At 60.2% G+C, this 12220-nt stretch carries 10 protein-coding genes and 1 pseudogene; 5 read left to right on the top strand and 6 right to left on the bottom strand.

The annotated features are described in order from the left end of the window. Window positions 1–87 precede the first annotated feature (87 nt). Together PMI22_RS09560 and PMI22_RS09565 are read right to left on the bottom strand one after the other, a co-directional pair. Window positions 88–1686 (bottom strand): choline dehydrogenase, encoded by a 1599-nt coding sequence (locus tag PMI22_RS09560; protein ID WP_007947170.1) that lies wholly within the window; start codon window positions 1684–1686, stop codon window positions 88–90. Between the two features lie 72 nt (window positions 1687–1758). Further along, window positions 1759–3255, bottom strand: coding sequence for an APC family permease (locus PMI22_RS09565; RefSeq protein WP_007947168.1), 1497 nt, complete (start codon window positions 3253–3255; stop codon window positions 1759–1761). Between the two features lie 225 nt (window positions 3256–3480). On the opposite strand from PMI22_RS09565, the gene PMI22_RS09570 reads away from it, so the two are divergent. The 3 genes from PMI22_RS09570 to PMI22_RS09580 are packed head-to-tail and all read left to right on the top strand — an operon-like array spanning window position 3481 to window position 6295. Continuing rightward, a complete protein-coding gene (locus PMI22_RS09570; RefSeq protein ID WP_007947166.1) occupies window positions 3481–4512 on the top strand; it encodes an SIS domain-containing protein in 1032 nt (343 codons plus the stop codon). Continuing rightward, window positions 4509–5423, top strand: a complete 915-nt coding sequence (locus PMI22_RS09575) for an ROK family protein (RefSeq protein WP_007947165.1) — start codon at window positions 4509–4511, stop codon at window positions 5421–5423. The genes PMI22_RS09570 and PMI22_RS09575 overlap by 4 nt, the downstream gene beginning before the upstream one ends. 41 nt (window positions 5424–5464) lie before the next feature. Further along, on the top strand, window positions 5465–6295 hold the full coding sequence (locus PMI22_RS09580) for a DeoR/GlpR family DNA-binding transcription regulator (protein WP_238543969.1): 831 nt from the start codon (window positions 5465–5467) through the stop codon (window positions 6293–6295). Between the two features lie 302 nt (window positions 6296–6597). Here the strand turns inward: PMI22_RS09580 and PMI22_RS09585 are convergent, their stop codons facing one another. From PMI22_RS09585 to PMI22_RS09600, 4 genes are read right to left on the bottom strand one after another with little or no spacing between them, the layout of a single operon-like run. Then, window positions 6598–7794, bottom strand: a complete 1197-nt coding sequence (locus PMI22_RS09585) for an ABC transporter permease (protein ID WP_007947163.1) — start codon at window positions 7792–7794, stop codon at window positions 6598–6600. Continuing rightward, window positions 7794–9005 (bottom strand): ABC transporter permease, encoded by a 1212-nt coding sequence (locus tag PMI22_RS09590; protein WP_007947162.1) that lies wholly within the window; start codon window positions 9003–9005, stop codon window positions 7794–7796. The genes PMI22_RS09585 and PMI22_RS09590 overlap by 1 nt, the downstream gene beginning before the upstream one ends. Continuing rightward, window positions 9005–9691 carry an ABC transporter ATP-binding protein gene (locus PMI22_RS09595; protein ID WP_007947161.1) on the bottom strand — a complete coding sequence of 229 codons (687 nt, stop codon included), beginning with the start codon at window positions 9689–9691 and terminating at the stop codon, window positions 9005–9007. The genes PMI22_RS09590 and PMI22_RS09595 overlap by 1 nt, the downstream gene beginning before the upstream one ends. Next, window positions 9688–10839: an efflux RND transporter periplasmic adaptor subunit gene (locus tag PMI22_RS09600; RefSeq protein WP_007947160.1), complete on the bottom strand. Its 1152-nt coding sequence runs from the start codon at window positions 10837–10839 to the stop codon at window positions 9688–9690. The genes PMI22_RS09595 and PMI22_RS09600 overlap by 4 nt, the downstream gene beginning before the upstream one ends. A 350-nt stretch (window positions 10840–11189) precedes the next feature. On the opposite strand from PMI22_RS09600, the gene PMI22_RS09605 reads away from it, so the two are divergent. Together PMI22_RS09605 and PMI22_RS09610 are read left to right on the top strand one after the other, a co-directional pair. After that, on the top strand, window positions 11190–11555 hold the full coding sequence (locus PMI22_RS09605; protein WP_007947159.1) for a hypothetical protein: 366 nt from the start codon (window positions 11190–11192) through the stop codon (window positions 11553–11555). 239 nt (window positions 11556–11794) lie between these two features. Next, window positions 11795–12219 (top strand): annotated as a pseudogene (locus tag PMI22_RS09610) (transposase); the annotation flags it as partial. Between the last annotated feature and the right edge of the window lies 1 nt (window position 12220).

Here is a 12220-nt window from a genome sequence, read left to right as displayed (position 1 = left end):
CGCCATCGCTGCGGGTTTCCTTGTGCAAAAGTCGCGAGGTAACACCAATGCGCCCGGCCGCGATTCGCGCCCGGGCAGGGCAGCCCTTTAAAGGGCACGCATCGCGGCGGCAATTTTCTCCGCGACCATGATGATGGGAGCGTTGATATTGGCCGTCGGTACGCGTGGAAGGATGGAGCCATCGACCACTCGCAGGCGACTCATGCCATGCACGCAACCCTGGCTATCGGTGACGGCCATGTCGTCCGAGCCCATCCGGCACGTGCTGGTGGGGTGGTGCTCGGTGTTAGCCACCTGGCGCAACCACGCAACCAATTCGCTGTCCGTCGCGTTGAGTCCGGGTGTGTCCACCGATTCGCCGCGATAGCGGGACCAGGCAGGCTGTTCGACCATTTGCAGGGTTTTGCGAATGCCGTCGACCATCTGCGTAACGTCCCGCTGATCGGTCAGGTAGTTGAAGCGAATCACCGGCTTGTGGCGTGGGTCAGCCGAGCGCAACGTGATATTGCCACGACTGTGCGGACGCATCTGGCTGACGAAGTATTGGAAACCGTCGGCGATGTGCACCTTGCCGGACTGGAAGTCCGCCAGGAAGGGCAGGAACTCATGCTGCATATTGAAGTAGTCGACATCGTCACTGCTCTTGAAAAACGAGCCCACTTCGAAGAACGGCGTGGCCCCCAGGCCCGTCTTGAACATCGTCCATTGCGCGCCGAGTTTCAATCGTCCCAAGGTATTCAGTTCTTTGCAGATGGATACACCTGCGGGTGATTTGAAACGCAACGGCGCGACCACATGATCCTGCAAATCGGCGCCGACACCGGGCAAGTGCAAGCGCGATACCACGCCATGGGCGGCCAGTTCGTCGCGGTTGCCGATACCCGACAGCATTAACAGGTGAGGGGAGCCAATGGTGCCAGCGCAGAGCACAACTTCACGGGCGGCGTGAATGACCTTCTGTTCGCCCTTGTGCTGCACCGTGACGCCGTTGGCGACGTTGCCAGTCAGGTTCACGCGTTTAACCAGGCAATTGGTCAGAACCGTCAGGTTCGGCCGGCGAATGGCCGGTTTCAAATAAGCCAGGCTGGTGCTGCAGCGCACGCCATTGCGGATGGTGGCTTGCGTGACGTGTACGCCTTCCTGATTGCCGCTGTTGTAGTCACCGGCGTCGTCCAGGCCGAATTGCTGGCCGGCGTCCAGAAACGATTGATACAGCGGGTGGTCAGCCTTGCTACGCACTACGGTAATCGGGCCGTTCTCACCACGCACAGGGTCAGCGCCATTTTCGAAACTTTCCATCTTGCGGAAGAACGGCAGGCAATCGGCAAAGTCCCAGCCGTCGACACCCAGCGTGCGCCAATTGTCATAGTCCTTTTCGCTGCCCCGGACATAAACCATTCCATTGATCGATGAACTGCCACCGAGGCAGCGGCCGCGCGCCTGGCCGATCACGCGGTCATGCAGTTCGGGCTCGGGTTCGCTCTCGAACTTCCAGTTGAATACATCGCTTTCAATGGGAAATGTCAGGGCGGCGGGCATCTTGATAAAAATGCTTTTATCGCTGGGGCCGGCCTCGATCAGGCAGACCGTGACGCTGGAGTCTTCGGTCAGGCGGTTGGCCAGGACACAGCCTGCCGATCCTGCACCGACGATGACGTAATCGAATTCGTTAAGTTTATTGACCATCTTGAGTAACCCGGTAAAGACATGTTTGGCTGAAACAGCCCCGTGAGAACGGGGCTGTCTTTAATCGAGGCGTCAGACTTTACGCGCGTCAGAAAGAGCGCTGCGCACCGCGGGCGACGTTTGGTCTGGTGACGCGTTGGCGCGACTGTCGTTCTCTACCACGTACTTGGACAGCGTCTTCCACGTGTTGCTGCCGCTACGTTTGAGGTGCACCAGGCGCCACAAGCCGAGAACCATCAGCACGACGAAAGCGATCGGTGCATAACCCACCGGAGGCGCCGGCAGCGGCACGAGCGAGTAGTAAAGAACGGTGAACAGCGCGATGGTCGAGATGATCGGGAAGACGATATGTACGATGACATTCAAGTCTTTGCGCATGACTGTGGTGAAGAAGCGCGCGACACCAATGTTGCCCATAAAGTAGACGAACACATAAATGATGGTCGCCAGTGTCGCCAGCATGAAGAAGGCTTGGTCAGGTTGCATGAAACTGCCTCCAACCAGCCCGACGATCAACGCCAGAATCGTTTGGGTCAGGATCGCCGTGTGCGGAGTGCGGTGCACGGGATGAACTTTTTTCAACCAGCCAGGAATCGCTTCCGCACGGGCCATGGCGTACCAATTGCGCGTCGAATCTACGGTGCAGGCGATGCACACCGCGATCCCGGAGTTGAGCAGCGCCAGCAGAATCAGAATCCAGCCATTGCCCCACAGCCGATGAGCGACAGCGAATGCAGGGCTGTCCTTGGAGTCGGCCAGCGTATCAAGGTGCGCAATGCCCCAGCCGGTCTGAATGCCCCAAGCGCAAAACACGTAATAGACACCGAGCAGAATCAGCGAGCCGATGATGGCTTGCGGGATAACTTTGCGTGGATTGCGCGCTTCTTCGGCCACGGCCGCTGCGCCTTCCCAGCCTGTGAACGCGAAAATCGACAACACCACTGCCAGGAAAAATCCGTGGGAACTGGTGCTGTTGGCGGGATTGAACCCCTCCAGCGACACTCCGCCTTCACCCGGAGACATCAATCCGCCCACCGCGAGTGCAGCGATGATCAACATCTCCACCACCGACAGCACGGTCAGCATCTTTCCGGAAGTCTTGATGCCTTTGTAAGCGATGAAACCGACGATCAGCAGGATGGTTCCCGCGATGTACTGCCACGGAATGTTTATTCCGTAGTTCTTGCTGATTTCAGTTTGCAAAACGTAACCGGTAAAGGCAGCCAGGCCACCCGGAATCAGCGCCACAATCCAGGAATAAAGCCAGCCGACCATGAAGCCAGCGCTGGGGCCGACCGTGGCGCTGACGTAGGTGTAGAAACCGCCTGCGGAGGGAAAGTGCTTGCCCAATTGCGCCAGGGACACGGCAACGATCAAGCCAATGATGAAGGCTGCGATATACGCAGAAGGTGCACCGAGACCCGCTTGCTGGGTATTGAACGCAATGGTTGTGAGCACGCCGACAGCGGGGGCGATCTGGGCAATACTTTGCATCAGCACGGTGACCAGACCGACTGAGTTACTTTGCAAACCGGTGGCTGGCACCGAGTGGGGGTGATCGTCGTTCATCGATATCTCCTCATCTTATTGTGGTACGAGGAGCGGTAGTGCGCACCGGGCCTCTGAGGTTGCGAGTATCGATGCGCGATAACGTGCAGTCAATACCCTTTATCGCGTATTTGTCAGACGAAATTAGCCTGCGCATCCGCAGAAATAGGTTTGATATGTGCATTGACTGCACGTTATCGTGCATATAGGATTGAAAAACACGCACATTGATCTCGGAGTTTTCTGATGCCTTTTCCTGCCAGTCCTTATGAACTCGACATTAACGACCAGATTGCCGCTCTGGACGATCAGTTGGCTTACAAGTTGCCCGCTGCCCTTGCTGAATTGGACCTGGCAGCCTATGACCGAATCATTCTCACGGGCATGGGGTCTTCCGATTACACCGCACTGCCGATTGAACGCGACCTTGCTGCGCGTGGCTATCCGGTGTGGCGCATCGATGCGGGACGCTTGCTGGATTTCCCGCAACTGATCACCCCCGGCACCTTGCTGTGGGCAACTTCGCAGTCGGGCATGAGCGGGGAAATCGTCACCTTGCTGTCGCAGTTGACCGGGGCAAAACGGCCCAAGACCATCATCGGCGTTACCAACGCAGAAAACAGCACGCTAGCGCAGGCTTGCGATATTTTGGTGGCGCTCAAATCCGGGGACGAGGCGACGGTCAGCTCCAAAAGCTACATCAACACCCTGGTCGCGCAATACCGCATAGCCCTGGCGTTGCGGGGCGAAAGTGAAGCGCCGCTAATGGCGACACTGAACGGTTTCCGCCAGCACATGGCGAGCCTGATCAACGACCGCCAGCGTGTTCAACAGCTGACCGACAACGCATTCGATAACGCCGAGCCACGACTCGCATTGGTGGGCATAGGCGCAGACGGTGCCACGGCGATGACAGGGGCATTGATACTTAAGGAAGCCTGCAAGGTCATGGCCGAAGGGTATTTGGGTGGAGAGTTTCGCCACGGCCCACTGGAAACCTCAGGCCCGGGAATGATTGCCGTGTTGATCGGCGACGGCACAGACAGCACGCTTGAAACCCTCGCCCAAGACTTACTCGCCAACGGCACGACGGTGGTGACCATCGGGCCAAAGGCTTACGCTCAGAGCCAATTGTTACTCACCGCCGGGCATGACGAGTTAACCCGCCTGATCGCCGGGATTCTGTATGTTCAGCACTTTACAGTGACCTTTGCGCGAGCCCGGGGCCTGGTGCCGGGCGAATTCCTCTATGGCAATAAAATCACGGTGAAACTATGAGTGGGGCAGCTGAGGGTGGCGTTCGGGCCGGTGTCGATATCGGCGGCACCGGCATTCGCGTGGTCATCCTCGAGGATCGCCGTGAAATCGCCGCTGTCACGCTGCCCACATCGTCTTTCGAACGCTTCGAGCGCCACCAGCGCTCGATGGCGCTGGCTCGCCACATCCGCGCACTGGTGCCGAATGACAAGACCCTGATGTCGTTGGGAATTGGTGCCAGCGGGCCTGTGGATACGGTGGCCGGTGTCATCGAAAACCCCAGCACGCTGCCGACCTTTTCCGCATTTCCGCTGGTGGCGCAGTTGTCGACGCATCTGCAGGTGCCGGTGCGTATCGATAATGATGCGGTGACAGCGGCCCTGGGCGAGTTTCATCTGGGGGCCGGGATCGACAGCCGCAGAATGCTCGCCGTGACACTCGGAACCGGTGTCGGCGTTGCGTTGCTCATCGGTGGGCAGCCATTGCGAACGGCAAACGGTGCGCATCCTGAAGGCGGGCATATTCCTGTCGGTCACTCGGACACGCCTTGCTATTGTGGTGTGTCCGGTTGTTGGGAAACCTTGGCATCACGCACCTGGTTGCAGACCGAGCTGGCAAGGTTGGCGCCCGGGATCGCCTATGAGCAGCATGACTTGGGTTTCTATCGAGACCTTTGTCAAAACGATCCCCGGGTCGCCCGGCTTTTTCAGCAGTACGGGCATCAGGTCGGCCGGGGCCTGGGGGCGTTGATGTCGCTCTACGGGCCGGATTTGACCGTGTTGAGCGGCAGTGCGGCGCAGCTTTTTCCGCTCTACGAAGACGCGGTCCAGGCTTCGTTGGTGCGTTCAAAAGGCTTCGAATTAAGCACACGCATCGTGATGTCCGCGTTGGGTGACGGGGCGGGTGCCATTGGCGCTGCGCTTCTGTTTTGACGGTCGGCTCCTTTGCGTTCAAGGGGTTAAATGGCTACTCTTTGCACGCAATCGTGCAATCCCTTTCAGTAAATGAGCAGAAAATGACAGCGTCCGAACGGCGGTTTCAGATCGTGGAACTCATAAAAGAACGTGGCTACGTCAATGCCGCCGAGTTGTCCGAAATGTTCTCGGTCGACAGTTCCACCATCCGCCGGGATCTGTCATTCCTGGAGAACAGCGGCAAACTGATTCGTACACACGGCGGCGTGCTCCCTTCGCAGGATGCCGATCAAGGCGATACGCCATACAACGTTCGACGCAATATGCATGAGCAGGGAAAAGCTGCGATTGCCTTGGCCGCACTTGACTACATCCAGGACGGTCAATCTATCATTCTCGATAACGGCTCGACGGTGTTTCAGTTGGCGCTGGCCTTGAAAGCCCGCAAAAACATCACGGTCATTACCAATGACCTGATGATTGCGATGCAACTCTCCCAGCACCCGAGCATTACGCTGCATGTCGCCGGCGGCATGATGCTCAACAATGTTTTCACCCTGGTGGGGCCCGACACCGTACAGAAATTCGAGAACATCCACACGGACTGGGCGTTCCTGGGGGCTGAAGGTGTGCATCCGGAAAGTGGCATCACCAATATCAACACGGTCGAGATACCGATCAAGCAAGCGATGATCGCCTCGGCGAATCAGACCATCGTACTGGCCGATAGCTCCAAGCTCGGATACAAGGCGTTTTCGCATGTTTGTAGCCTGGACGCGATTACCAAAGTCATTACCGATGATCAGCAAGCCATCAAGCATCGCCATACATACGCAGACAAGCTTGAGGTTGTGCCCGTCCGCCAGGTTGCAGGTGAGATGATTTCGTAGCGAATTGTCGACACCTGCCGCAGCAACAGCCTCGGGTTGCATGGCTATGTAAATCACGACCTTTTTCCATCTCACCACAGGGGGGCAGCGGCGGGAAATGAAAACTTGAAGGGTTTGACACCGACCTCCACAGCGCCATGCTTTTAATCATCGTTCATTTTTATCCTCATCTGAACGACCGCTTTTGGCTGTTTCTGCCTGTCACGAAGGGCAGGAGTCGACTGTGGATTCAACCGGTCGATGCAACAGATTGGCTAAATCGTTCAGCGGGTGTTTCGTAGTTTAGTGTTTTTCGAGGGCGGCTATTCACTGCGCAGAGCAGCCACCGGATGCAGGCGGGCCGCCCGCAGTGCCGGAGCCAGGCCGGCGAGAATGCCGAGCACCGCCGCCAGCAGCAGCGCCAGTAGCAGAAACAGCGGCTGCAGCGCCAAGGGCAGGCTCGGCATGGCCAGGTGCAGTAGCCCGAGCAGGAGGCCCATCAACAGCAGACCCAGCAGACCACCGGCCAGGGACAGCAGTGTCGCTTCGGCGAGAAACAGCCCGAGCACCTGCCGCGGACTGGCACCAATCGCCCGCAACAGGCCGATTTCCGCCGTGCGCTCGCCCACAGTGGTCGTCATGATGGTGAGAATGCCGACGGCGCCGACCAACAGGGAAATGCCCCCCAAGGCAGCGATGGCCAGGCTCAGGGTGCCGAGAACGCGATTGAAGCTGCGCAGCAGGTCGTCCTGGGTGGTCAGACTGAAGTCCTCCACGCCGTGCCGTTCGCCGAGCACCTGGCGAATCTGCCGACTCAACGTTCGCGAAGTGGTGCCGGCGCTGAACACCACATGGACTTTGACCACCCCGGTGCGGTTGAACAGGCTTTCGGCCCAATCCACCGGGATGTAGGCGATATCGTCGAGGTTGAAGCCGAGCAACTGGCCCTTCTGCGCCATCACGCCGATCACCCGGAAACGCACGCCGCCGACGCGGATCAGCTCGCCCAGCGGATTGCGTGCACCGAACAGCTCGACACGCAGCTGATGGCCGAGCACCACATAGGGCGGCGAACGACCGTCACGGGCCAAGGGCAGGAACTCGCCCAGGCTCAGTTGCATGCGCCAGGCTTGCGCCAGCTGATGGCCGCCACCGATTATGTCGCTGCGCCGGCTCAGTTGACCGAACTGGATATCCCCGCTGCCCTGAATGATCGGCACCGCCGCCTCGACATGTGGCAAGCGCCGCAGGGCGTCGGTATCACTGATTGTCAGTGGCCGTACGCTGCCGAGCAGACCGCCGAGGCCGCTGGTCTGGGTCTTGCCCGGGCGCACGGTGATGATCCGCGTACCAAACTGCGAGAAGTTCTCCAGCACATAGCCGCGCACGCCTTCGCCTATGGCCGTGAGCAGCGCCACGGCGGCTATCCCGATCGCTACCCCGAGCAGGGTCAGCAGGCTGCGCAAGGGTCGACAGGTCAGCGCCGAGCTGGTCAGCCGGAAACCATCTAGCCAGCGCATCAATGCGCTCCCGGCGGGCGTAGCGCCGCCACCGGCTCCATCGCCGAGGCCCGAGCGGCCGGTAGCCAGGCGAACAGCAGCGCCGTGCCGAGTGCCAGCAGCACCGCGCTAGCCCGCGCCCACCAGGGTGCATAGAGCGGCAGATCGAACGCCAGGCGCCCCAGCCAGAGCAAGGTTTCGGCCAGAAGTAGCCCTGCCAGCGCCCCCGTCAGGGCGAGCAACGCCGCCTCGCCGAGGAACAGCAGGCGCAGCTGCGCCGCCGTCACACCTATGGCTTTGAGCAGGCCGATTTCGGCGCTGCGCTGGCTCACCGCAATCCAGGTCACGTTCATGATCAGGATGCCTGCCACCAGCAGGCTGATCGCGGCAATCCCGGCCACCGCCAGGGTCAGCACCGCAAGTATCTCGTCGAAGGCGCTGAGCAGGCTGTCCTGGCTGATCAGGGTGATGTCTTCCTCACCCTCGTGGCGCTCCTTGAGCGCGGCGAGTATCAGCCGCTTGCTACGGTCGAGAAAGCTCGGACCACGCACCTCGACAAACACCCGCAACAACCCCTCGCGATTGAACAAGGCCTGGGCACTGGCCACCGGGATGATCAACATCTCGGCGAAATCCATCCCCAGGGATTCGCCCCGATCACTGAGGATGCCGACCACCCTGAAGCGCCGGTCGCCGGCGCGCAACCATTCACCCAGGGCCGGGCGCGCACCGAATAGCTCGCGCCGGAGTTTGCCGCCGATCACGCAGACGGCCTCGGCCTGCTCAGGGTCCAGCGCCGGCAGGGGCTGGCCCTGGACGACCGTCAGTTGGCGAATAGCGAAGAAGTCCCGGGTGGTGCCCAGGGTCAGCACCTCACGATGGCGGTTGCCGACTATCACCTCCATCTGCCCGGCCTGCAGCGGCGCGACCCGGCGGATGCCAGGCAACCGGGTGATGGCCTGGACGTCCTGCAAGGTCAACTCGTGCGGCGTCAGGCCGGTGAGTGGCGGCATGCGCCCCGTGGTTTCCTTGCGGCCCGGGAAAACGATCAGGATGTCGCGCCCGAGCAGCGAGAACTCGTTCAGGACGAAGGCCCGCGCCCCCGCGCCAAGACCGGTGAGCAGATTGACCGCAACCACTCCGATAGCGATGGCCAGCAGCAGCATCAGGCTGCGCGAGCGATGCCCACGCAAGGCGCCGAGCCAGAAGCCCAGGGCATCGGCGGCGCGCATCAGGCCAGCGCCAGCTGTGGAGCAACACTGTGGATCCGCCCGTCACGCATGTGTAACTGGCGCTGCGCGCGGGCGCCCAGGCTGGCGTCGTGGGTCACCACTATCAGGGTCAGACCCTCGCCGTTGAGCTCCTCCAGCAGGCTGAAGACCTCGGCGCCGGCCTGGCTATCGAGATTGCCGGTGGGCTCGTCGGCCAACAACAGCGCCGGTTGCATGACCATCGCCCGGGCGATGGCGACGCGCTGGCGCTGACCACCGGACAGCTCGGCCGGGCGGTGGGCAATGCGCTCGCCCAGCCCCAGGCGCGCCACCAATTGGCTGCTGCGCTTATGCCGTTGCGCCGCGCCGATGCCGGCGAGGACCATCGGCAGCTCGATGTTTTCCAGTACCGTCAGCCGTGCGATCAGGTGGTAGGACTGGAACACGAAACCTATCAGGTGGCTGCGCAATTGGGCGCGTCGCGCCTCGCTCAGCGTCGCCGTGGCCTCGCCCTGCAGCCAGTATTCGCCGGCGCTCGGCGCATCGAGCAAACCGAGGATGTTCAGCAGGGTCGACTTGCCCGAGCCCGACGGGCCCATCACCGCCATGTAGTCACCGGCGGCGATGTCCAGATCCAGGCCGTCCAGCCCCATCACCTGCTGCTCGCCCAATTGGAAGCTGCGGCTGCCGCCGCGCAGGCGGATCATTGCTTAGTCTCCGCCGCATCCACCGGGATCACCGCCGCGGTGTCCTTGAGCCCTTCCTGTTCGAGGCTGGCGACTATACGCGCGTCCTCGTCCAGCCCTGCGAGCACCTCGGTCCAGCGCCAGTTGCTCAACCCGGTTTGCACCTCCACCTCGCGCAACACCCGGGCGATCGGGTCATATCGCAGCACGCGCTGCCCCTCCAGCAGGGTCTCGGTGGGGATGCGCAAAGCAAGTGCGTGCTGCTCCAAGAGGATTTCGACATCGGCGCTATAGCCGGTGAGCAGGACCAGATCGGCCGGCGGCTGGTCGAAGCGCACCTCGACATCGACGGTGCGCGCCTGTTTCTCCAGTTCACGCACATAGGGCGCGATGCGGCTGACGCGGCCTGCGAAATGTTGGCCACGGAAGGCATCCAGGCTGATCCGCACGGCGGTTCCGGGGCGAACCCGGGCAGCGTCCACCTCATCGATCGGCGCCTCGACATACAGGCAGCTGTCGTCGATCAGGTCGACCGCCGGCGGCGTGGGAATACCCGGCGGCGAAGGGGTGACGAACTCGCCGAGTTCGCCGTTGATTTCTGCGACTATGCCGGCGAATGGCGCACGCAGGGTCGCCTGCTCCAGCAGCGAACGCTGTAACTGCAGGCTGGCGTCGGCCTCGCGGATCAGCACGGCACTGGCACTGCACATCAGCTTCGTCAGGTGAGCCTTGGTCTCGGCCTGATCGAGGCGATCGGCAGCAACCAACTTGCGGTCGGCCAGTTGGCCCAGGCGGTCGAGGTCGCGCCGGTCCAGATGAGCCTGCTGGCAGCGCTGTTCGCGGGCATTGCGTTGGGTCTCCAGCCGCGCCTCGGCCTTTTGCAGCCGGGCCTGCTGCTCGTCCTGCCGCAGGCGCATGAGCACCTGACCCGGCTGGACCCGCTGGCCTTCGCTGATCAGCAACTCGGCTACCTGGCCGCCGACATTGAAGGACAGATGTGAACGTCGACAGGACTTCAGCGTACCCGCGCGAGTGTTGGCCACCAGCGTCTCCACCGGTCCCCGCTCAACCTCTAGCAGCCTGACCGGCAATGGCTGTGGTCGACTCAACCAGCCACCCAGCACCACCAGACAGGCCAGCATCGACGAGCCAATCAATAATTTGCGCATGGACGGCACCTCCTCCCCACATGGCTTGAGCGTAGGTCAGGAGGGTAAAAGCTCAACGCGAAACGTCATTTATTCGACGGTTCTATTGCGCTTTTCAGACGAGCGTCAGATAAATGGCGAAATGAGATTTGTTTCTCTCGAAACGGCTATTTCCCAGCCATGCCAACTTAATAATATTCCTTGCCGCGGCGACGCTACGACGTCGAAATATCCCCGGAAACTGTGCCTCGCTTTGCCCATACCTGAATGTCTTCAACCCCTGGCGGACTTTCAGATGGAACCCTCTACGCAGCCTGGTTTAAGGTGGGCGTAGACAGGAATGGATTTCTCACTGGAAGGACACGACACTTATGGAAATCGCTTTTTCCCTAATCAACGAGCGTTTGAACAATCGCCGATTCACAGTAGCGAACAACACCAAAGGTCTATCAGGTGCCGGCACGATATTTCATTACTTTGTAGAAGACGGTGCTATTACCAGCCGCTACCAAGGCGGACGGATCCGTATAGGAAACCAGGTTGGTCGCGTGACAGGCCCCGATACCATTGAACTTCTTTACCACTGTTTAACTACGGATGGTGAGCTTCTTGCTGGTTGGTCGCGCGGCACGGTGGGGGCTGATCAAACTGGGCGCACGACTCTCCACTTCGTTTGGGGTTGGTTGTCCGGTGCGACTGGAGGTGGCGAGTCTGATTACGTCGAGCTTGTCGAGTAGCTAAACGGTTTTACTTGCATTGGCAGACACTCATCGACTGGCTGCGAGGAGCGGTCCCTCGACTGCTCATCCGCGCTCGCGCGGCCAGTGAAGCACAATCGTTACGATGAAAGGATGGACCGTCAGGAGTTCACCTTTGAGTATCAGCTTCTAACCGATTCTGTTGAAAAAGTCGGTTTTCAGCCTGAGTAAAATCAAGCACAGCTACCACCGGACAGCCTACTCACCACTTTGTAGAAATCGGCGCTGAATCGCTGACGGTGGTAGCCGACCGAGGCTATTACAAAGGTCTGGAAATCCTTGCGTGCGAGCAAGCCGGCATCACTAACTTCGTACCGAAACCCCTGACCTCTGGCAGCAAAGCCGAAGGCCGATTTGGTAAGCAAGACTTCATCTACGTTGCTGCATCGGATGAGGAATATGAGGGGGTAATCGACGCGATGCAGGCTCGGCTCGAACATGATCCGGCGATGATGAGGGTTCGCCGACAGACCGTTGAACATCCTTTTGGAACGCTCAAATACTGGATGGGAAGTACCCACTTCCTGACCAAAACCCTGCTGCGGGTGAGCACTGAGATGAGCCTTCATGTGCTGGCTTACAACCTCAACGAATGATGAGCATCTTCGGCATCGCAGGACTGCTGGAGGCGATCAGGGCGTGAG

The sequence above is a fragment of the Pseudomonas sp. GM21 genome (assembly GCF_000282215.1).
Taxonomy (GTDB): Bacteria; Pseudomonadota; Gammaproteobacteria; order Pseudomonadales; family Pseudomonadaceae; genus Aquipseudomonas.
Note: the sequence above shows the minus strand (reverse complement) of the source record. Positions and strands in the feature narration are given on the sequence as shown.

Excerpts from the sequence above, each read along its gene's own strand:
- PMI22_RS09600 (WP_007947160.1), bottom strand. The coding sequence starts at position 10,839 with ATGCGCAAATTATTGATTGGCTCGTCGATGCTGGCCTGTCTGGTGGTG.
- PMI22_RS09560 (WP_007947170.1), bottom strand. The coding sequence starts at position 1,686 with ATGGTCAATAAACTTAACGAATTCGATTACGTCATCGTCGGTGCAGGA.
- PMI22_RS09585 (WP_007947163.1), bottom strand. The coding sequence starts at position 7,794 with ATGCGCTGGCTAGATGGTTTCCGGCTGACCAGCTCGGCGCTGACCTGT.
- PMI22_RS09570 (WP_007947166.1), top strand. The coding sequence starts at position 3,481 with ATGCCTTTTCCTGCCAGTCCTTATGAACTCGACATTAACGACCAGATT.
- PMI22_RS09565 (WP_007947168.1), bottom strand. The coding sequence starts at position 3,255 with ATGAACGACGATCACCCCCACTCGGTGCCAGCCACCGGTTTGCAAAGT.
- PMI22_RS09575 (WP_007947165.1), top strand. The coding sequence starts at position 4,509 with ATGAGTGGGGCAGCTGAGGGTGGCGTTCGGGCCGGTGTCGATATCGGC.
- PMI22_RS09605 (WP_007947159.1), top strand. The coding sequence starts at position 11,190 with ATGGAAATCGCTTTTTCCCTAATCAACGAGCGTTTGAACAATCGCCGA.
- PMI22_RS09595 (WP_007947161.1), bottom strand. The coding sequence starts at position 9,691 with ATGATCCGCCTGCGCGGCGGCAGCCGCAGCTTCCAATTGGGCGAGCAG.
- PMI22_RS09590 (WP_007947162.1), bottom strand. The coding sequence starts at position 9,005 with ATGCGCGCCGCCGATGCCCTGGGCTTCTGGCTCGGCGCCTTGCGTGGG.